We start from the raw sequence: 19118 nt of genomic DNA, 5'->3' as shown, positions 1-19118 counted from the left end.
GGGCCTTCACCGCCATGGGACGTGGTTCCGCAGGGCTTCATTCGGCGCCCCCGGCGCCCCGCAGCGCGCTGCGCCGGCGCGTCGACCGGCTGTGGCGCGAGGTCGCCAAGTTCGGCGCCGTGGGCGGAGCGGGGCTCCTGGTCAACCTGCTCGTGTTCAACCTGGTACGGCATGTGACCCACCTCCAGGTCGTGCGGGCGAGCGTGATCGCGACCGTCGTCGCGATCATCTTCAACTACATCGGCTTCCGCTACTTCACGTACCGGGACCGTGACAAGAGCGGCCGCACCAAGGAACTCACCCTGTTCCTGCTGTTCAGCGTGGTCGGGCTCGTGATCGAGAACGGCGTGCTGTACCTGGCGACGTACGGCTTCGGCTGGGACAACCCGCTGCAGAGCAACATCTTCAAGTTCCTCGGCATCGGCGTCGCGACCCTCTTCCGCTTCTGGTCGTACCGCACCTGGGTCTTCCGCACCCTGCCGGCCCGGGAGGCGGTGGCGAAGGCGGAGTCGATCCTGGCGGCGGAGTCGAAGAAGCCGAGGCCGAAGGTCTTCCGCTAGCTTTCCCCACCTGTTTGCTGCCCGGCCGTCTTTTCCCGCATGCGCTTCCCCGCCGCGCTCCCCGGCCGTCTACCGAACCGTCGGTGCGTCGTCCGTCGCCTTCTTCGGCGGGGGCGTGCGCGACAGGAACAGGCCGAAGACCGGCGGCTGGGCCTGGAGCAGCTCCAGACGGCCCCCGTCGGCCTCCGCGAGGTCACGGGCGACCGCGAGGCCGATGCCCGTGGAGTTGCGGCCGCTGATGGTGCGCTCGAAGATGCGCGCGCCCAGGTCGGCGGGGACACCGGGACCCTCGTCCGTCACCTCGACGACCGCCTGGTTGCCGGTCACACGGGTGCGCAGCGCCACCGTGCCGCCGCCGTGCATGAGGGAGTTCTCGATCAGCGCGGCCAGCACCTGCGCGACCGCGCCCGGCGTGCCCACGGCCTGCAGGTGCTGCTTGCCGGAGCTGACGATCGCCCGGCCCGCGCTGCGGTAGGCGGGGCGCCACTCGGCGATCTGCTGCTGGATGACCTCGTCGAGGTCGAAGGAGACGGCGGAGCCGGTGCGCGGGTCGCGGGAGTTCGTCAGCAGCCGCTCCACCACGTCCGTCAGGCGCTCCACCTGCGTCAGCCCGATGGTCGCCTCCTCCTTCACCGTGTCCAGGTCGTCGGTGAGGGTGATCTCCTCCAGCCGCATGGACAGGGCCGTCAGCGGCGTACGCAGCTGGTGGGAGGCGTCGGCGGCGAGGCGCCGCTCGGCAGTCAGCATGCGGGCGATGCGCTCGGCGGAGGAGTCGAGGACGTCGGCGACCCGGTCCAGTTCCGGCACGCCGTATCGCTTGTGGCGGGGGCGCGGGTCGCCGGAGCCGAGGCGTTCGGCGGTCTCGGCGAGGTCGGTCAGCGGGGACGCGAGCCGGTTGGCCTGACGGATCGCGAGAAGCACCGCGGCCACCACGGCCAGCAGCGCCACCAGCCCGATGATCAGCAGCGTCCGGCCGACCTCGCGGGTCACCGAGGAGCGCGGCTCCTCGACGGTGACCGTCTCGCCCTCCTCCCCGTTGGTGGTGGAGCGGATCACGTCACCGGCCGGCTTGGTGCCGATCTCGATCCTGCGCTCCCCGGGGATCCGGACCACGGCGTAGCGGCTCTCGGTGACTTGCTCCTTGAGGATCTCCCCGTTGACGGTCTCCGCGCCGAGCAGCCGGCTGTCCACGATGCTGGCCAGCCGCAGCGCCTCGGAGTCCACCCGTTCTTGGGCGCTGTTGCTGATCGTGCGGGTCTCGACGATCACCAGGGAGACGCCGAAGACGGCGATCACGACGAGCACCACGGCGAGCGTGGACTGGATCAGTCGACGGCGCATGACCTCTTACCTGCCGAAGCCCGGGAGACGGGAGACGGGCTCAGCTCTTCTCGAAGCGGAAGCCGACGCCTCGTACGGTCGCGATGTAACGGGGGTTCGCCGCGTCGTCGCCGAGCTTCTTGCGCAGCCAGGAGATGTGCATGTCGAGGGTCTTGGTCGACGACCACCACGTGGTGTCCCAGACCTCGCGCATCAGCTGGTCGCGGGTGACGACCCGGCCCGCGTCCCGCACGAGCACCCGCAGCAGGTCGAACTCCTTGGCGGTGAGCTGGAGTTCCTCGTCGCCCATCCACGCGCGGTGCGACTCGACGTCGATGCGCACGCCGTGCGTGGCGGGCGGCTGCTGCGGCTCGGCGGCGCCACGCCGCAGCAGGGCCCGGACGCGGGCGAGCAGTTCGGCGAGGCGGAAGGGCTTGGTGACGTAGTCGTCGGCGCCCGCGTCCAGGCCGACGACGGTGTCCACCTCGTCGGCGCGCGCGGTCAGGATCAGGATGGGCACGGTGTGGCCGTCGGCACGCAGCCGGCGGGCGACCTCCAGGCCGTCCATGCCGGGCAGGCCGAGGTCCAGCACGACCAGGTCGACGCCGCCCTGCATTCCGGCGTCGAGCGCGGTGGGTCCGTCCTCACGCACCTCGACCTCGTAACCTTCCCGGCGCAGTGCGCGGGCCAGCGGCTCCGAGATGGACGCGTCGTCCTCGGCGAGCAGTACACGGGTCATGAGGTGATGGTAGTCCGCCCGTGCCGCGTGCCGGGGTGCTGCCGCGGTGTGATCGAAGCCCGGCGTTCTTACCTTCGGGCGCGGTGGTACGAACCAATGACCGCGGGATGCGATCCTTGAGTACACCTTCGAAAGGGCGTGCGCGGTTCCCCTGTTCCCTGTGATCCGTGTCTCAAGTCCTTCCATATCCGGCAGTGTCCTGCCGTATGGTGAGTTGAACGCCTCTTTAACACACCGAGGACCTTTGGCGCTCGTCTTGACGCTGAGGGTCTCTTTTGTGTGCCGGGCCGGTTCAGGCCGGCCCGGAATGGAATGACCTAGGGCCGGGCCTCGTCCACGCATCGATGCGTGTAGAGGCATGGATCCCGGTGGCCGTCGTCCGCCGCTCCGTGACCCGGAGCGGACTCCCCCTGGGCGTGGGGTGGACGACCGGTCCTGCCGGTGCCGGCCCCCCCACCGGGCGCTTGCCCTCCCCCAAGCTCTCGGCTTCGCTCGAGCAGGGGGGAGCCCCACCCGCAACGCGCCCCGACCAGCAAGGAACGACCATGGCGTCCAGCCTGACGAAGGACTCGGTCCATCCGGGCACCCCCGGTTCCGAGAAAACCTTCTTCGGCCACCCCCGCGGCCTGGCCACCCTCTTCATGACCGAGATGTGGGAGCGTTTCTCCTACTACGGCATGAAGGCCCTGCTCCCGCTGTACCTGGTGGCACCGGGCGGCCTGCACATGAACGCGGCCACCGCGACCGCGATCTACTCGGTGTACCTGTCGCTCGTGTACCTGCTCGCCCTGCCGGGCGGCTGGTTCGCGGACCGTGTCCTCGGCCCCCGCAAGACGGTCGCCGTCGCCGGCACGATCATCATGCTCGGCCACCTCACGCTGGCCCTGCCCAGCGCCGGCACCTTCTTCGCGGGCCTCGGCCTGGTCGCGATCGGCTCCGGTCTGCTGAAGGCCAACATCTCCACGATGGTCGGCCACCTCTACGACGGCCCGGACGACCCGCGCCGCGACGGTGGCTTCACGATCTTCTACATCGGCATCAACCTCGGTGCCTTCGCCGCGCCGCTGGTCATCGGCACCGTCGGTGAGAACGTCAACTGGCACTTCGGCTTCGCGCTCGCCGCGCTCGGCATGGCGCTGGGCCTGGCCCAGTTCCTGCTCGGCACCCGCCACCTGAGCTCCCGCTCGGACATCGTGCCGACCCGGCTGTCGGCCGAGGAGAAGAAGGCCACCCTGGCCAAGGCCGCCCTGTGGGCGGGCGTCGCGGTCGTCTTCTACGCGATCGTCGGCTTCTCCGGCGTCTACACGCTGAACTGGCTGCTGGTCCCGATCACGCTCGCCGGTCTGGTCATCCCTGTGGTGGTCATCGCCCGCATCAAGCGGGACAGGGAGCTGGACCACGCCGAGCAGTCCAAGATGACCGCGTACATCTGGTTCTTCGTCGCCGCGGCCGTGTTCTGGATGATCTACGACCAGGGTGGCTCGACGGTGTCGCTGTTCGCCGACTCCTCGGCGCAGAACACGATCTTCGGCTGGAACTTCCCGGTCTCCTGGTACCAGTCGGTCAACCCGGTCATGATCATGGCGTTCGCCCCGGTCTTCGCCTGGATGTGGCTGGCGCTCGCCCGGCGCGGCAAGGAGCCGAGCACCGCGGTGAAGTTCGCGATGGGTCTGGTCCTGATCGGCGCCTCCTTCCTCCTCTTCCTCGCCCCGCTGGCGATCGCCAACGGCGGTCACAAGGCGGCCGCGCTGTGGCTGGTGGCGATCTACTTCGTGCAGACCGTCGGTGAGCTGACCCTGTCCCCGGTGGGTCTGTCGGTGACGACGAAGATGGCGCCCGCCAAGTACGCCTCCCAGATGATGGGCGTCTGGTTCCTGGCCGTCACCGCCGGTGACGCCACGACCGGTCTGCTCTCCATCGCCGGCGTCGACCTCAACAAGACGGGCATCGTGGCTCTGGAGGCCGTCCTCGCCGTGATCGCGGGTGCGGCGGTGTGGATGTACCGCAGGAAGGTCAAGGAGCTCATGGGCGACGTCCACTGACGTACGTTTCGCAGGCGGCGTCCGAAGGGCCACCGCATCCCCAGGGATCCAGGGATCCAGGGATCCAGGGATCCAGGGATCCAGGGATGCGGTGGCCCTTCGGATTTCCGGGAGTCCGTCAGCGCGTCCGGCGGCCCGGCATCAGCGTGAACACCGTGCCGCCCAGCAGGATCGCCGTGCCCGCGACCAGGCCCAGGGCCTTCAGGGCGCCGTGGTCGTCGGCGCCCGTCTGGGCCAGGCCGCCGCTCGACGCCGTACCACCACCCGACGTCGTACCGCCGCCGGACGTGGACGTGGAGCCGCCGCCCGAGGCGCCGTTCGCCTGCTGGGTGGTGTCCAGGGTGAGGGAGACCTCCGTCCTGGCCGGGGTGCACGTGGTGGTGGTGCCGAGGGCGTTGATCGTCAGGACGCCCGGAGACAACGTCGACTTGCCGCCGGTGCCCGGTTTGTAGGTGCCCGTCAGGTCCGGGATCTCGATGGGGTCGCCCGACTTGATGTCGTTCGCGTTCGTCGGCCCCTCCACATGCACCGTGCCCTTGTCCGCGCCGCCGAGGACGACCTCCATCGACGGCTTGACGGAGCCCTTGGGGTTGTCCGCTGGGCTGTCCATCACCGACTTCTTGAACTGCACGGTGAGGTCGAAACTCCCGCCGTCCTTCTTCGCGTTGATCTGCACGGGCGAGGTCGCGCTCTTGTCGCCGATGGGCGTCTTGCACTGGTACGGCACCTGGACCTCCTTGCCGGTGAAGTCGGTCCGGCCACCGCCACCCGTGTCGCCGCCGGTGTCCACCGGTGCCGGTCCCGCCGCTGTCGCCGGACGTCTCGCTCGCGCTCGGCGCAGGCGTCGGTGCCGGTGTCGGTGTCGGTGTCGGTGTCGCCGACCCGGTCGGCTGGCCGCCCGACGTACCACCGCCGGAACTCCCGCCCCCGTCCGTCACCTTGATCGTCGCAGCGGGCTGCACCGTCTCCTTCGGAGAGCACTGGGTGTCCGTCGAGATCGGCTTGTTGACGTTGATGTTGTACGCGGCCGGCGTCAGCGTCACCTCGCCCGCCGCCGTCAGCTTCACCTTCCCCGTCATGTCGGACAGCTTCATGTCGCTGTTCTTCGGGATGGCGGGGTTGGACCTCGGGCCCTCCATCGCGATGTCCGCCGTCTGCGCACCGGCCGCCTTGAGGGTGCCGGTCGGCTTGACGGTGTCCTTGTCGAGGTCGAGGACGTCGGGGTTCTTGGACGCGGCCTGGAGGAACTTCCAGGTGATCTGGATTTCGTCGCCGACCTTGGCCTCGGCGGGCGCGGTGATCTCCACCTTGGTGGTGCCCTCGACCGGCGGCAGCCCGGAGATGGCCGGCGCGAGCACTCGGTCCTGTAGGACACCTCGGCGGCCCGGGCAGGCCCGGCCGTCAGGCCGAGCAGGACGCCCGCGCCGCCGAGCGCCAGCGCGACGCCCGCCGCGCCCGCTCCGCGTCGTCCGCCGCCCGGTGTGACTCTCCTTCGCATGCTCACGTGGGTCCCTTCCTGGTCGGAGTCGTAGGACTCGTCGGGCTGTCGTCGTGCGGTGCGGAGAGCCGACCGGCCGCGCCCGGATCGGAGTCCGGGGTGAACCACGGCAGGGTCGAAGTCGTCGTGGCGGTGCTGTCGGTGGTGCCGAACCTCGGCAGGTGCAGGGCGAGGCCGGGCAGGCGCAGCCCGCGGTGCCGTACGCCGCCGGGGCGCCGTGGGCGTACCCGGTCCACCAGGGCCATCCCGGCGCGGAACACGGCGGCCGGCACGACCAGGGCCACCAGGATCCAGAACAGGGTCACGCCCCAGGGGCGGCCCACGCCCCACGGCTGCTCGGCGAGGACTTTGCCGCCGTACTTGAGGGAGACGGTGTAGTCGCCGTTGTAGTCGCCGTGCGCCCCGGCGGCCAGTTCGACGGGGAGTCCGATCTCGGCCTTCCGGCCGGGCGCGATCGTGCCGCGCCACTGCTGGTCGTCCCACTGCGGGGCGAACACGCCGTGGGAGGTGCCGACCTGGAAGACGGGGTTCTTGACGGTTTCGGAGCCGACGTTGCCGACGGTGAAGACGAGCGTGCGGGCGGGCGGCGCCCCGAACCAGGTCAGCAGTCCGCCGGCGCCGTCGAGGTGGGTGTCGGTGAGGACGGACAGCCGTCCGCCGGCCGGCTCGGCGGGCAGCGGTTCGACGGCGTGCCCGGCGACCTGGAAGATGGCGTCCGCGTCGGCCTTGGCGCCGGTCACCGTGGCCACGTGCACCACGCACGGGCACGGCGCCGGTGGCTCGGCGACGGGCAGCTTCCGGCTGAAGCGGCCCCTGGCGTCGGTGGTGACGGCCCTCCCGTCCCCGTTGGCGCAGGAGTTGGTGCCGCCGATGACACCCCGGGACGGCACGGACTGCCCGCAGATCAGCAGCATCAGCAGGGTGTGCGGCCGCCAGCCGGTGCCGGTCACGGTGATCGAACCGCCGGTCCCCGCCTGCGACGTGGAGAGCTTCACGCCCGGCCCGTCGGCCGCCGCGGTGCCCGCCAGGGGCATCAGGAGCAGCGCGAGCACCGTCACCAGCGCCGGTATCCGCACCTTGCCGCTCACGTCACCGCTCCCGTCAACTCGACCTGCTCGTACGGTCCTTCGCCGACGTCGCCGCTGTTCGTCGTACGACGCCTGCGCCGCCGTACGACGGACAGGGCCCCGCCTGCCGCCGCCGCACCCGCCGCGCCCGCGCCCGTGGCCACCGAGCCCCAGGGCACGAACCACGCCGACGCGTCCGCCGTGTCGTGCGCCCCGCCCACGGCCGTCACCGTCAGCCGTACGGCGACCGCGTCCAGCGCGGGCCGGTCGGGCCACGGCTCGCTGAGCTGGATGCGGCGGCCCGGGGACAGGACGACGGACAGGGGGCGCGGGGCACGGTCGAGGACCGTGCCGAAGACGCCCTCCGCGTGCACGGCGAGGCGCGGGGCGAGGATCGTGGTGCCGCGGTTGACCAGCTCGTACGTGATGCGGCCGCCGCGCACGGCAACGTGCTCGACGGTCAGCGCGGCCAGCGCCGGTCCGCCGACCCGCAGCCGGAGCCGTACGGTCGCCTCCCGGCCGTCCGTACCGCGCGCGGTGACCGCGCCGGGGCGGTCGCCGGGCGCGGCCGCCGTCGGGACGGTCACCGTGAAAGGAACGTCGGCGCGGGTGCGGGCGGGCACCCGTACCTCGGGCCGGGCGAAGGTGATCGGCACGCCGGTGCCGCGCAGCCGTACGGTGACGGGCTCCGTCCCCCGGTTGGTCACGGACACCGTGTCCTGCAGGACGGTGCCGGGCATGCCCTCGGCGTAGAAGGACGGGCGGCCGCCGCCCGAGGGCGCCACGGACCAGCCGCGCGGGGGTCCGCCCTGCCCGTGCGCAGCCGAGAGTTGGGGGGAGGCGGTCGCGGCCGGAGCGGCGGCCGGCAGGGCGAGAAGGGCGAGGAGGGCGAGGAGGGACAGGCACAGGACGCGGACGGTTGACGGCCCGGGCGGCATGGGCGGCATGGGCGGCTCCAGCGGTCGTACCTACGGCTGTCAGCGGCGGACGCGGGCCGCCTGGTTCCGCCGTGTCAGCCACAGCGCGCCCGCCGCGCCCGCGAGGAGCACGGTGCCGCCGAGCGTGCCGAGGGCGATCGCCGAGTCCTCGGGGCCGGTCTGCGGGAGCTGTCCGCCGGAGCCGGAGCCGGTGCCGCTCTGCGACGAGGACGAGGCCGAGCCCGACGAGCCCCCGCCGCTCGCGGCCGTGACATCGAGGGTGAGCGACGGTCCCGGGCTGTTGGTGGGTATGCATGTGGTCGTCGTACCGAGGGCCTTGATGGTGAGGATGCCCGCCGTGAAGGTGACCTTGCCGGTCTTCCTCGGCTGTACGTGCCGCTCAAGTCGTTGATCTTGATGGGGGTGTTGGCGGGGATCGCGGCCTGGTTGGCCGGGCCCGTCACCGTCGTGGTGCCGCTGTCGGCGCCGCCCAGCTTGATGGTGGCGCTCGGGTTCATCGCGCCCTTGCCCAGCTCGACCGGGCTGGAGGAGACGCCCTTCTGCCAGGACATGGTGATCTTGTAGCCGCTGCCGCTCCTGACGCCCTTGATGTCGATGGGCGAGACGGCGCTCTTGACGCCGATCGGCGTCCGGCACCGGTAGTTGACGTCGACCACGTCGGCCCGCGCAGCGGGGCGGCCAGCAGCACCGCCGAGCCGGCCAGGGCCGCGGCGGACGCGAACGCGGCGGTTCGTTTGTGGTACGACACGGTCCACCCCTCATTCCTGACGGCATATCAGATCGGCCGTCAAGGTACGCCCGGGGCCTTGCCCAGGGAAGACACGACGCGCCCTGGATGTGTGGGATCCGGCACGCAGGACGGGGAGTTCGGAAGGAACGGTGACCCTCGGTAACACGGGAAGGGGAACAGCCACCGCGCAGACCCCCGGCCAAAGGGTCCGCCCTCTCTCTACGCCAGTGCCTCTCTACGCCGGTGTCTCTCCACGCCGCGTCTCTCTACGCCGGCGTCTCTCTACACCGGTGCCCCCAGCTCCGCCCACACCGTCTTGCCGGCGACGCCCGGGGTGCGTACGACGCCCCAGTCGAGGCACAGGCGCTGGACGATGAACATGCCGTGGCCGCCGGGGCGGCCGGCGCGATGGGGGGTGCGCGGGGCCGGCTGGCCGGTGCCGCGGTCGGAGACCTCGATGCGAATCACCTTGTTGTCGCAGGCGATCTCCAGTTCGTCCGGCCCCTCGGCGTGCAGACAGGCGTTGGTGACCAGCTCGGAGACGACGAGCAGCACGTCCTCGGCGGCGGCCCGCCGGTCGGCGCTCGCGGCGGGCAGCCAGCCCCACGCGTACAGCGCCTGGCGAGTGAAGTCGCGGGCGAGCGGCACGACCCCGCTCTCGCCGTCGAAGCTCAGCCTGCGGACCTGACGACCCCCTGACGACACCGTCGGCGCGGCCGCCGCACCCCCTGGGGACGCTCCGGCTGCCGGCATGTCCCCCTCGGACGCCCCGGAAGCGCCGCTGGGCTCCGGGCCACGGTCGCCCGGCGAGAAAGGCCGGGTGGTGCTCATCAGCGCTTCACCTCACCGATTCACCAGTTCACGATTCAGAAGTCACTACACATGGACACAGTGGGTACGCCAGTACACACGCCAGAACGCCGGTCCTCGGCTCCCCGCGGACCGCCGACAGGTTCAGGATGTCTCCTGCCCGACCGATCGGGCAGAACACCCCCGTTTTCGGCACGAACGGCGTGACGTCCGGAACGTGCCGGTCGCAGGGGGCGGGAGAGGCACGTCGGCGGCTCCGGCGACAGCTCAGCCGGCCTCGTCGGCCAGGGCGTCCTCGAGCGTGTCGTGCACGGTGAAGACGGCGTCCGCCCCCGTGATCTCGAACACGCGCGCGACCACCGGCAGCATCCCGGCGAGATGTACGCCACCCCCGGCGGCCTCCGCCTTCAGGCGGGCGCCGAGCAGCACATTCAGCCCCGTGGAGTCGCAGAACTCCAGGCGCGAGCAGTCCACGACGAGCCGCGAGTGCCCCTTGTCCAGGCAGTCCTCGAGGGGCTCGCGCAACAGGTCGGCGGTGTGATGGTCGAGCTCACCCGCCGGTGTCACGACGGCACTGGAACCCTCTTGCCGCACCTCCACCAGAAGCCGGCCCGACTGTGCGCTGCCGACCGTCCCGCGGTCCATGCCGTCTCTCTCCCGAGGTCTTGGCTGCTGACTGACGCCCTCGAACACTACGCCTTCCTCACACACTCCGACACCCGAACAAGCGCACACACTCAGACATACCTACACAGAACGCACTTGCGGTGGCCTTGGGAAAGCGGGTAGGGCTAGTAGAGACACGTACCCGACACGGCCGGCTTTGGAGGCGCCGCACACCGCAGTGCACGAACTGGCTTCGGCAGCCATATGCCGAGAACGATGGAGGACATCATGTCACCCCGGCTCGACGCATCGCATACCCAGAGGGCGACGTCGGCATCCCCTCCGGACCACCTGGATCCCATCGAGCTTCATCCCCTGAGCGCCGAGCGGGCCGATGAGGACGGCGCGCTGGCCGGACTTCCGGACATCCCCCCGTACGACGAAGTGGCGCCGGACGACGCCCGGGCCCTGTCCAAGACCCTCTTCGAGCGGCTGGAATCCCTCGAGGAAGGCACCCACGAGTACTCCTACGTCCGCAACACCCTCGTCGAACTCAACCTCGCCCTGGTCAAGTTCGCCGCCTCCCGCTTCCGCTCCCGCAGCGAGCCGATGGAGGACATCATCCAGGTCGGCACCATCGGCCTGATCAAGGCGATCGACCGCTTCGAACTCTCTCGCGGCGTCGAGTTCCCCACGTTCGCGATGCCCACCATCATCGGCGAGATCAAGCGCTTCTTCCGCGACACCTCGTGGTCCGTGCGCGTACCGCGCCGGCTGCAGGAGCTCCGGCTCGACCTGGCCAAGGCCGGGGACGAACTGGCCCAGCAGCTCGACCGCGCCCCGACGGTGGCGGAGCTCGCCGAGCGCCTCGGCATCTCCAACGACGAGGTCGTGGAGGGCATGGCGGCGTCGAACGCGTACACCGCTTCGTCGCTGGACGCACAGCCGGAGGAGGACGACTCCGAGGGCGCACTCGCCGACCGCATCGGCTACGAGGACCACGGGCTCGAAGGCATCGAGTACGTCGAGTCGTTGAAGCCGCTGATCGCCGAACTCCCCTCCCGGGACCGGAAGATCCTGTCCCTGCGGTTCGTCGCGAACATGACCCAGTCGGAGATCGGCGAGGAGCTCGGCATCTCGCAGATGCACGTCTCACGGCTGCTGTCGCGGACGCTGGTGCGACTGCGCAAGGGCCTGACGGTCGAGGAGTGACGGTCGCGACGGTCGAGGAATGACGGTCGCGACGGCCGTGACGTGACGGTCTCCGACCGCGTCCCAGCCCGGGCCGGCCGTCGTCGTGACGTGAGGGTCGCGACGGCCGAGAAGTGACGGTGTCCGTCCGGTGCCGTGCGCGGCGCCGGACGGCCGTCGGCAGGACACCCTCAGGAGTTCTGCCGCATCCTCAGGAAGCTCACCTGCGCGCCCTTTGGTTACTTGTGGGAACCTCTTTCCCCCAAGGGCCTCATCCATCACTATGGTCACCCGCAAACTGGCCGGTACGTCAGGGCTCCGGGGCCGGCCGCCGCGAACACGCGGCAGCCGCACCGGGGTGCGAGGAGGCAGGTGGATGGCTCGGGCCGACGGGACCGACAACGACGTCGAGACCGGGGACGCGGGCGGCGGGGTGCATGCGGGCGCGTCCGACGCGCAGCTCACCGAGCTGCTGCGCGCGAACACGCCGACCGTCTATCCGGCGTTGCAGGAACTGCGCGCCCGCCACCGCCCCTCGGTCCTCGCCTACGCGCGTCAGTGCACGGCGAGCGAGTCGGCGGCCCGGCAGCTCGCGGCGCAGGCGTTCACCCTGGCGGCCCGCGAGACGGCCCGGGGCGCGGACCCGGGCGTTCCGCTGCGGCTGCACCTCCTGCTGCTGACCGGCCGGTTGGCCGCCTCCTGGGCGCGCGACGAGCGGTCCGGCGGCCTGGATGCCGGGCTGCTGCTGGTGCTGAACACGGCGGGCCCCGAAGGCCCCGTCCCGCCCCTGCTCGCGGCGTTCCACACCCTGCCGACCCGTGCCCAGGGCCTGGTCTGGTACGGGATCGTGGAGCAGGAGCCCGAGGAGCGCACGGCCGCCTTCCTCGGCCTCACCCGCGAGGACGTGGTGTACGGCACTCCCCAGGCGCTCCAGGCCATGGCCCAGGCGTGTCTGAGGTCCCGCCTCGCCGCGTCCGACGACCCACGCTGCGGAGACTTCCGCCGGCTGATCGAGGAGTCGGTACGGCCGGACAACCCGCGTCACAGCGCCGACCTTCAGGCCCACATGGCGCACTGCGCCCACTGCACGGCCGCGTTCGAGGAGCAGACCGCCCTGCGCGACACCCCGCGCACCGTACTGGCCGAGGGCCTGCTGCCGTGCGGCGGCACGGCGTACGTGACGCGGCGCCCGACCGCGCCGCGCGCCAGGGCCGTCACGCGGAGCGCCACGTGGCCGCCGCCCCGCCGCTACGTCCTCGCCTCGGCCGCGCTCGGCGTGGCCCTGGCACCCCTGCTCCTCTTCCTCCTGACCTCGGGCGGCGGCGGCTCGCAGCACCAGCGCTCGGCCGGCTCGGTGACCACACCCACGCCGCCTCCGCAGGTCACGGTGACCGCGACGGTGTCGGCGCCCCCGCCGACGCCCTCGCCCTCTCCGACCTCCAGGAAGCCGTCGGCGAAGCCCAGTCCGCGCCCCTCCCGGACGGTCCGCCCGAAGCCGACCCCGACCCCCTCCCCCACATACCCGCCGAGCGCCGCCTACGCCCAGGTGGTCAACGTCGCCTCGGGCCGCTGCCTGGACGTGGCCGGTGACTTCGACAACGGCACGGACGTCGTCACGGCGCCCTGCAACTCCTCCCGCACCCAGCGCTGGCGGGTCGACTCCGCGCGCGGCGTCCTGCAGTCGTACGCCGACCCCGACTTCTGCCTCGACAGCCGCGGCTCCGTGGACAACGGCGTCGGCATCTGGGGGTGCGACTCGGTCGACGGCGACCACGGCCAGAACCTGAGGTTCACCGTGGATCCGGACGGCGTGATCCGCCCGGCCATCGCCATCGAGACCGCCCTCACCCCGAACGGCGACGGCGAACTGTCCCTGGACCCGCTGTCCGGCGGCCCGGAGCAGCGGTGGCGGGCGGGGGCCTCCTGATCAGGCCTCGCGCCGCACAGGTGCCCCTGCCGCCACGCTCAGACCACGCGCCGCACAGGTGCCCCTGCTGCCTCGCGTCGACGCGGCTTGCCGCCTCGCTCAGACCACGCGCACCCCTCGTCGCCACACGCCCGTGACCAGGGGGACGCCCGGACGGTAGGCCAGGTGGACGTGGCTGGGGGCGTCGAGGAGGGCCAGGTCGGCGTAGGCGCAGGGGGCGAGGCGGCCGATGTCGGTGCGGCGGAGGGCCGTGGCTCCGCCGGCCGTGGCCGACCAGAGCGCCTCGTCCGGGGTCATGCCCATGTCGCGGACGGCGAGGGCGATGCAGAAGGGGACGGAGGAGGTGAAGGACGAGCCCGGGTTGCAGTCCGTGGACAGGGCGACCGTGACGCCGGCGTCCAGGAGGCGGCGGGCGTCGGGCCACTGGGCGCGGGTGGAGAACTCGGCGCCGGGGAGCAGGGTGGCGACGGTACGGCTGTTCGCGAGCGCGTCGACGTCCGCGTCCGTCAGGTGGGTGCAGTGGTCGGCGCTGGCCGCGTCGACCTCGACGGCGAGCTGGACGCCGGGGCCGTAGGAGAGCTGGTTGGCGTGGATGCGCGGGTGCAGGCCCTTGGCCTTCCCTGCGGTGAGGATCGCGCGGGCCTGCTCGCCGTCGAAGGCACCCTTCTCGCAGAAGACGTCGATCCAGCGGGCGTGCGGGGCGCAGGCGTCGAGCATCTCGCCGGTGACGAGGGCGACATAGCCGGCCGGGTCCTCGGCGTAGTCCGGGGAGACGATGTGGGCGCCGAGGTAGGTGACCTCGTCGGTGTGGCGGGCGGCGATGCGCAGGGCGCGGGCCTCGTCCTCGACGGTCAGGCCGTAGCCGGACTTCGTCTCGAGCGTGGTCGTGCCCTGGCGCAGGGCCTCGGCGAGGTAACGCGTGAGGTTGGCCTCCAGTTCCTCGTCGGTCGCGGCGCGGGTGGCGGCGACCGTCGTGCGGATGCCGCCCGCGCTGTAGGCCCGGCCCGACATGCGGGCGTTGAACTCCTCGGTGCGGTCGCCCGCGAAGACCAGGTGGGAGTGGGAGTCGACGAAGCCCGGGATCACCGCCCGGCCGCCGGCGTCGACCCGATTGTCAGTGGCGGGTGCTTTGCTGGATTCACCGGTCCACGCGATGCGGTCGCCGTCGATGACCACGGCCGCGTCCCGGATCAGGCCGAGCGCGGATCCGTCACCGAGGGAGGGGTCGTTGGTGACCAGCGTGGCGATGTTGGTGATGACGGTGGTCGTGCCGTTGCTGCCGGTCGTGCTGCTCATGACGTCCTCGTGGGCGGGGGCGGGGGTGTCGGTGCGGGGGCGGGGGTCGGTGCGAGGGCGGGGGTCGGTGCGAGGGCGGGAGCCGGTGCGGGGGCGGTCAGCCGCGCAGGGCTTCGACGGCGGCCGCGAGGGCCTGCGGCACGTCGGGAACGAGGGTGTGCGCCCCGTCGCGTACGACGTGACGTCCTGCGACGACGGTGTGGCGTACGTCCGCTGCCGTCGCCGCGAATACGGCCGTCTCGGCGGCGAGCCTGGGCAGCGTCCCCGCTGTTCTGACCGAGTCCAGCACGATCGTCGTGAAGTCGGCGAGGGCGCCGGGGGCGAGGCTGCCCGCGTCGCTCCAGCCGAGGGCCGCGTGGCCGTCGGCGGTGGCGGCCCGCAGCAGGGCGGCAGCGGTCCAGTGGCCGCGGATGCGGGTGCGCAGCCGCTCGTTCAGCTCCATCGCGCGTGCCTCTTCGAGCAGGTCGATGACGGCGTGGCTGTCGGAGCCGAGGGAGAGCGGCGAGCCGGCCTTCTGCAGGGCGACGGCGGGTCCGATGCCGTCGGCCAGGTCCCGCTCGGTGGTCGGGCACATGCAGGTGCCGGTGCCGGAGCCGCCGAGGAGGGCGATGTCCTCGTCGGTGAGGTGCGTGTTGTGCACGCCGGTGGTGCGCGGGCCGAGGACGCCGTGGTCGGCGAGGAGCCGGGTCGGAGTGCACCCGTGGGCGGCTCGGCAGGCGTCGTTCTCGGCGGTCTGCTCGGACAGGTGCACATGGAGCGGTGCCCGCCGCTCCTCCGCCCACCGCGCCACCGTCGCGAGCTCCCGCGCGGGCACGGCCCGTACGGAGTGGACGGCGGCCCCGATCCGCGCGTGGTCCCGTTCCTTGAGAACTGAACAGCGTTCGGCCCAGGCCTCGGCCGTTCCGTCGGAGAAGCGGAGCTGGTGCGCGGTGGGCGGCTGTCCGAAGCCGGAGGAGAGGTAGCAGGTGTCGAGTAGGGTGATGCGGATGCCGGCTTCGGCGGCGGCCTCGACCAGGGCCGCGCCCATGGCGTTCGGATCGGCGTACGGCCTGCCGCCCGGGGCGTGGTGGACGTAGTGGAACTCGCCTACGGCGGTGATGCCGGCCAGGGCCATCTCGGCGTACACGGCGCGGGCGAGCGCGTGGTACGTCTCGGGGGTGAGCCGGTCGGCCGTGGTGTACATGACCTCGCGCCAGGTCCAGAAGGTCCCGGAGCCAACCTGAACGGTGCCGCGCAGGGCCCGGTGGAAGGCATGGCTGTGGGTGTTGGCGAGCCCCGGCAGGGTGAGGCCGCGCAGCACCTCGGCGCCCTGCGGCGGGGCGGGGACGTCCGTCCGCAAGGCCGCGATACGGCCGTCCCGTACGTCGAGTGCCACGCCCGGCTCGACGTGGGTGCCGAGCCAGGCATGCTCCAGCCAGTACGTCTGCGTCACCTGCAGGCCAGCCCTTCCAGTACGTCGGCGAGTGCGCGCACCCCGGCCACGCAGTCGTCCTCGGCCGCGAACTCGGCCGGGGAGTGCGAGACGCCGGTGGGGTTGCGCACGAACAGCATGGCGGTCGGGATGCTCCCGGAGAGGATCCCGGCGTCGTGTCCGGCGCCCGTGCCGAGGACGGGCACCTTCAGGTCGGTGTCCTTGCCCAGGATGCGGGCCAGTTCGTCGCGCAGGGCGTGGTCGAACTCGACGACGGGTGTGAACGACTCGCGGACGACGTCGAGGTCGACGCCGTGGACCGCGGCGTACTCGCGGGCCGCCTTCTCGATACCGGTGACCACGGTGTCGAGGGTGTCCTGGTCGGCGGCGCGGGAGTCGAGCCAGCCGCGCACCAGGGAGGGGATCGCGTTGACGCCGTTCGGTTCGACGGCGATCTTGCCGAAGGTGGCTACGGCACCGGCGAGCTGCGCCTCGCGCCGGGCGGCGAGCACGGTCCCGGCGTACGACAGCATCGGGTCGCGCCGGTCGACGAGCCGGGTCGTGCCGGCGTGGTTGGCCTCGCCCCGGAAGTCGAACCGCCACCGCCCGTGCGGCCAGATCGCGCCGGCCACGCCCACGGCGTCTCCGGTGAGGTCGAGGGCCCGCCCCTGCTCGACATGCAGCTCGACGAACGCCCCGATGCGGGCGAGCCGCTCCGGGTCGGGCCCGATGGCATCCGGGTCGTATCCGGCGGCCTCCATGGCCTGCGGCAGCGTGACCCCGTCCCCGTCGGTCAGCCGGTGTGCCTGCTCGACGGTGAGCCGCCCGGCGGTCAGCCGCGATCCGACACACGCCAGCCCGAACCGGGCACCCTCTTCATCGCCGAAGTTGACGATGGCGAGGGGCCTGGTGAACTGCGCTCCCCGGTCGCGCAGTTCGTCGAGCGCAGCGAACGCCGACACGACCCCGAGGGGCCCGTCGAAGGCCCCGCCGTCGGGCACGGAGTCGAGGTGCGACCCGGTGACGACGGCATCCCCTTGGGCGGGGTCGCCGAGCCAGGCCCACTGATTCCCGTTCCGGTCGACTTCGTGGACGAGCCCACGGGCCTCGGCCTGCTCCTGGAACCAGGCCCGGCACTCGGCATCGGCACCGGTCCAGGCGAATCGGCGGTAGCCGCCGGAGGCGGAGCTACGGCCGATCGGCAGCAGCTCCGCCCACATGCTGTGGAAGGTCACGCCTGGTCACCTTCACGCATCGGGACGCGGACGCCCCGCTCGCTCGCCACCGACTCAGCGATGTCGTATCCGGCGTCCACGTGCCGGATCACGCCCATCCCGGGGTCGTTGGTCAGCACCCGCCGGATCTTCTCCCCGGCGAGCTTCGTGCCGTCGGCCACGGTGACCTGGCCGGCGTGGATGGACCGCCCCATGCCGACGCCGCCGCCGTGGTGGATGGAGACCCAGGACGCGCCGGAGGCCACGTTGACCATGGCGTTGAGCAGCGGCCAGTCGGCGATCGCGTCGGAGCCGTCGAGCATGGCCTCGGTCTCGCGGTAGGGGGAGGCGACGGAGCCGCAGTCGAGGTGGTCGCGGCCGATGACGATCGGCGCGGCGAGCTCGCCGCTCGCGACCATGTCGTTGAAGCGCTCACCGGCTTTGTCGCGTTCGCCGTAGCCGAGCCAGCAGATGCGCGCGGGCAGGCCCTGGAAGTGGACCCGTTCCCCGGCCATCCTGATCCAGCGGGCCAGGGACTCGTTCTCGGGGAAGAGCTCCAGGATCGCCTTGTCGGTGCTGGCGATGTCGGAGGCCTCACCGGACAGAGCGGCCCACCGGAAGGGGCCCTTGCCCTCGCAGAACAGCGGCCGGATGTAGGCGGGGACGAAGCCGGGGAAGGCGAACGCCCGGTCGTACCCGGCCAGTTGCGCCTCGCCGCGGATGGAGTTGCCGTAGTCGAAGACCTCGGCACCGGCGTCCATGAAGCCGACCATCGCCTCGACGTGCCTGGCCATGGACTCGCGGGCCCGGGTGGTGAAGCCGGCCGGGTCCTTGGCGGCGTAGGAGGCCATGTCGTCGAAGTCGACGCCGAGCGGCAGGTACGCCAGCGGGTCGTGGGCGGAGGTCTGGTCGGTGACGATGTCGATCGGGGCGCCCATGGCGAGCAGTTGGGGGACGAGCTCGGCGGCGTTGCCGAGGACGCCGATGGACAGCGGGCGGCGGGCGTCGCGGGCCTCGACGGCCAGTTGGAGGGCGTGGTCGAGGGAGTCGGCCCTGACGTCGAGGTAGCGGTGCTCGATGCGGCGCTCGATGGCACGCGGGTCGCAGTCGATGCAGATCGCCACGCCGTCGTTCATCGTCACCGCGAGCGGCTGGGCGCCGCCCATGCCGCCGAGGCCGGCGGTCAGGGTGATGGTCCCGGCGAGCGAGCCGCCGAACTTCTTCGCGGCGACGGCGGCGAAGGTCTCGTAGGTGCCCTGGAGGATGCCCTGGGTGCCGATGTAGATCCAGGAGCCGGCGGTCATCTGGCCGTACATGGTCAGACCGAGGGCCTCCAGGCGGCGGAACTCCTCCCAGTTGGCCCAGTCGCCGACGAGGTTGGAGTTGGCAAGGAGCACGCGCGGGGCCCACTCGTGGGTCTGCATGACGCCGACGGGACGGCCGGACTGGACGAGCATGGTCTCGTCGGCCTTGAGGGTCTTCAGCGTGCGGACCATGGCGTCGAAGGAGCGCCAGTCCCGGGCCGCCTTGCCGGTGCCGCCGTAGACGACGAGTTTGTCGGGGTGCTCGGCGACCTCGGGGTCGAGGTTGTTCTGGAGCATCCGCAGGGCGGCTTCCTGCTGCCATCCCAGGGCGCTCAGTTCCCTACCGCGCGGCGCTCGTACGGGGCGGGGTCCTGACATGGTCTGCCTCCTAGCGGATTGCTCCCGGCGAATTGTTGCTGTGACTATTCACATCCTGTCCTTCTGAATAGAACTAGTCAATACGTT

The 19118-nt window shown here is 71.7% G+C and carries 14 protein-coding genes and 2 pseudogenes; 4 read left to right on the top strand and 12 right to left on the bottom strand.

Annotation, left to right across the window (positions count from 1 at the left end):
- Nucleotides 1-14: 14 nt before the first annotated feature.
- Entirely contained in the window at nt 15-560 is a 546-nt protein-coding gene (locus tag ABZV31_RS23620; RefSeq protein WP_355897159.1) for a GtrA family protein, read from the top strand.
- A 69-nt stretch (nt 561-629) separates the two neighbouring features.
- On the opposite strand, the gene ABZV31_RS23615 is transcribed toward ABZV31_RS23620, so the two are convergent.
- Both ABZV31_RS23615 and ABZV31_RS23610 read right to left on the bottom strand, forming a co-directional pair.
- Nucleotides 630-1901, bottom strand: coding sequence for an ATP-binding protein (locus tag ABZV31_RS23615; protein WP_355897156.1), 1272 nt, complete (start codon nt 1899-1901; stop codon nt 630-632).
- A 40-nt stretch (nt 1902-1941) separates the two neighbouring features.
- Nucleotides 1942-2619: a response regulator transcription factor gene (locus ABZV31_RS23610; protein ID WP_020940464.1), complete on the bottom strand. Its 678-nt coding sequence runs from the start codon at nt 2617-2619 to the stop codon at nt 1942-1944.
- Nucleotides 2620-3164: 545 nt separating this feature from the next.
- Between ABZV31_RS23610 and ABZV31_RS23605 the strand changes: the two genes are divergently transcribed.
- Nucleotides 3165-4661: an oligopeptide:H+ symporter gene (locus tag ABZV31_RS23605; RefSeq protein ID WP_355897153.1), complete on the top strand. Its 1497-nt coding sequence runs from the start codon at nt 3165-3167 to the stop codon at nt 4659-4661.
- A 118-nt stretch (nt 4662-4779) separates the two neighbouring features.
- Here ABZV31_RS23605 and ABZV31_RS23600 read toward each other — a convergent pair.
- The 6 genes and pseudogenes from ABZV31_RS23600 to ABZV31_RS23575 all read right to left on the bottom strand — a co-directional run bounded on the left by ABZV31_RS23600 (nt 4780) and on the right by ABZV31_RS23575 (nt 10349).
- Nucleotides 4780-6159, bottom strand: a pseudogene (locus tag ABZV31_RS23600) (hypothetical protein).
- A gap of 2 nt (nt 6160-6161) precedes the next feature.
- Nucleotides 6162-7247: a hypothetical protein gene (locus ABZV31_RS23595; protein ID WP_355897150.1), complete on the bottom strand. Its 1086-nt coding sequence runs from the start codon at nt 7245-7247 to the stop codon at nt 6162-6164.
- The gene (locus ABZV31_RS23590; protein ID WP_355897147.1) at nt 7244-8173 is read right to left on the bottom strand and encodes a hypothetical protein; all 930 of its coding nucleotides are present in this window, start codon (nt 8171-8173) and stop codon (nt 7244-7246) included. Before ABZV31_RS23590 ends, ABZV31_RS23595 begins: the two co-directional genes overlap by 4 nt.
- 30 nt (nt 8174-8203) lie before the next feature.
- Nucleotides 8204-8912, bottom strand: a pseudogene (locus tag ABZV31_RS23585) (LPXTG cell wall anchor domain-containing protein).
- Between the two features lie 264 nt (nt 8913-9176).
- Nucleotides 9177-9725: an ATP-binding protein gene (locus ABZV31_RS23580; RefSeq protein ID WP_355897145.1), complete on the bottom strand. Its 549-nt coding sequence runs from the start codon at nt 9723-9725 to the stop codon at nt 9177-9179.
- A 246-nt stretch (nt 9726-9971) separates the two neighbouring features.
- Nucleotides 9972-10349: an STAS domain-containing protein gene (locus tag ABZV31_RS23575; RefSeq protein WP_355897142.1), complete on the bottom strand. Its 378-nt coding sequence runs from the start codon at nt 10347-10349 to the stop codon at nt 9972-9974.
- Nucleotides 10350-10586: 237 nt separating this feature from the next.
- Here ABZV31_RS23575 and ABZV31_RS23570 point away from each other — a divergent pair, with 237 nt between their 5' ends.
- Both ABZV31_RS23570 and ABZV31_RS23565 read left to right on the top strand, forming a co-directional pair.
- Complete coding sequence (locus ABZV31_RS23570; protein ID WP_355897139.1) at nt 10587-11522, top strand: RNA polymerase sigma factor SigF; 936 nt, start codon at nt 10587-10589, stop codon at nt 11520-11522.
- A gap of 355 nt (nt 11523-11877) precedes the next feature.
- Nucleotides 11878-13428, top strand: a complete 1551-nt coding sequence (locus ABZV31_RS23565) for an RICIN domain-containing protein (RefSeq protein WP_355897136.1) — start codon at nt 11878-11880, stop codon at nt 13426-13428.
- Between the two features lie 99 nt (nt 13429-13527).
- Here ABZV31_RS23565 and hutI read toward each other — a convergent pair whose 3' ends face one another.
- From hutI to hutU, 4 genes are all read right to left on the bottom strand, one after another.
- Nucleotides 13528-14724, bottom strand: coding sequence for an imidazolonepropionase (gene hutI, locus ABZV31_RS23560; protein ID WP_355897133.1), 1197 nt, complete (start codon nt 14722-14724; stop codon nt 13528-13530).
- A 97-nt stretch (nt 14725-14821) separates the two neighbouring features.
- Complete coding sequence (locus tag ABZV31_RS23555; RefSeq protein WP_355897131.1) at nt 14822-16156, bottom strand: formimidoylglutamate deiminase; 1335 nt, start codon at nt 16154-16156, stop codon at nt 14822-14824.
- Nucleotides 16153-17370, bottom strand: coding sequence for an allantoate amidohydrolase (locus tag ABZV31_RS23550; protein WP_355897128.1), 1218 nt, complete (start codon nt 17368-17370; stop codon nt 16153-16155). Before ABZV31_RS23550 ends, ABZV31_RS23555 begins: the two co-directional genes overlap by 4 nt.
- Nucleotides 17367-19031, bottom strand: a complete 1665-nt coding sequence (hutU, locus tag ABZV31_RS23545) for a urocanate hydratase (protein ID WP_355897125.1) — start codon at nt 19029-19031, stop codon at nt 17367-17369. Before hutU ends, ABZV31_RS23550 begins: the two co-directional genes overlap by 4 nt.
- Nucleotides 19032-19118 lie beyond the last annotated feature (87 nt).

Source organism: Streptomyces sp. NPDC005202, assembly GCF_040608235.1.
In the GTDB taxonomy this organism is placed as follows: domain Bacteria; phylum Actinomycetota; class Actinomycetes; order Streptomycetales; family Streptomycetaceae; genus Streptomyces.
This window is presented reverse-complemented; position numbering and strand designations above follow the sequence as displayed.

Coding starts and splice junctions, on each gene's coding strand:
- ABZV31_RS23620 (WP_355897159.1), top strand. CDS start 15: ATGGGACGTGGTTCCGCAGGGCTTCATTCGGCGCCCCCGGCGCCCCGC.
- ABZV31_RS23615 (WP_355897156.1), bottom strand. CDS start 1,901: ATGCGCCGTCGACTGATCCAGTCCACGCTCGCCGTGGTGCTCGTCGTG.
- ABZV31_RS23610 (WP_020940464.1), bottom strand. CDS start 2,619: ATGACCCGTGTACTGCTCGCCGAGGACGACGCGTCCATCTCGGAGCCG.
- ABZV31_RS23605 (WP_355897153.1), top strand. CDS start 3,165: ATGGCGTCCAGCCTGACGAAGGACTCGGTCCATCCGGGCACCCCCGGT.
- ABZV31_RS23590 (WP_355897147.1), bottom strand. CDS start 8,173: ATGCCGCCCATGCCGCCCGGGCCGTCAACCGTCCGCGTCCTGTGCCTG.
- ABZV31_RS23580 (WP_355897145.1), bottom strand. CDS start 9,725: ATGAGCACCACCCGGCCTTTCTCGCCGGGCGACCGTGGCCCGGAGCCC.
- ABZV31_RS23575 (WP_355897142.1), bottom strand. CDS start 10,349: ATGGACCGCGGGACGGTCGGCAGCGCACAGTCGGGCCGGCTTCTGGTG.
- ABZV31_RS23570 (WP_355897139.1), top strand. CDS start 10,587: ATGGAGGACATCATGTCACCCCGGCTCGACGCATCGCATACCCAGAGG.
- ABZV31_RS23565 (WP_355897136.1), top strand. CDS start 11,878: ATGGCTCGGGCCGACGGGACCGACAACGACGTCGAGACCGGGGACGCG.
- hutI (WP_355897133.1), bottom strand. CDS start 14,724: ATGAGCAGCACGACCGGCAGCAACGGCACGACCACCGTCATCACCAAC.
- hutU (WP_355897125.1), bottom strand. CDS start 19,031: ATGTCAGGACCCCGCCCCGTACGAGCGCCGCGCGGTAGGGAACTGAGC.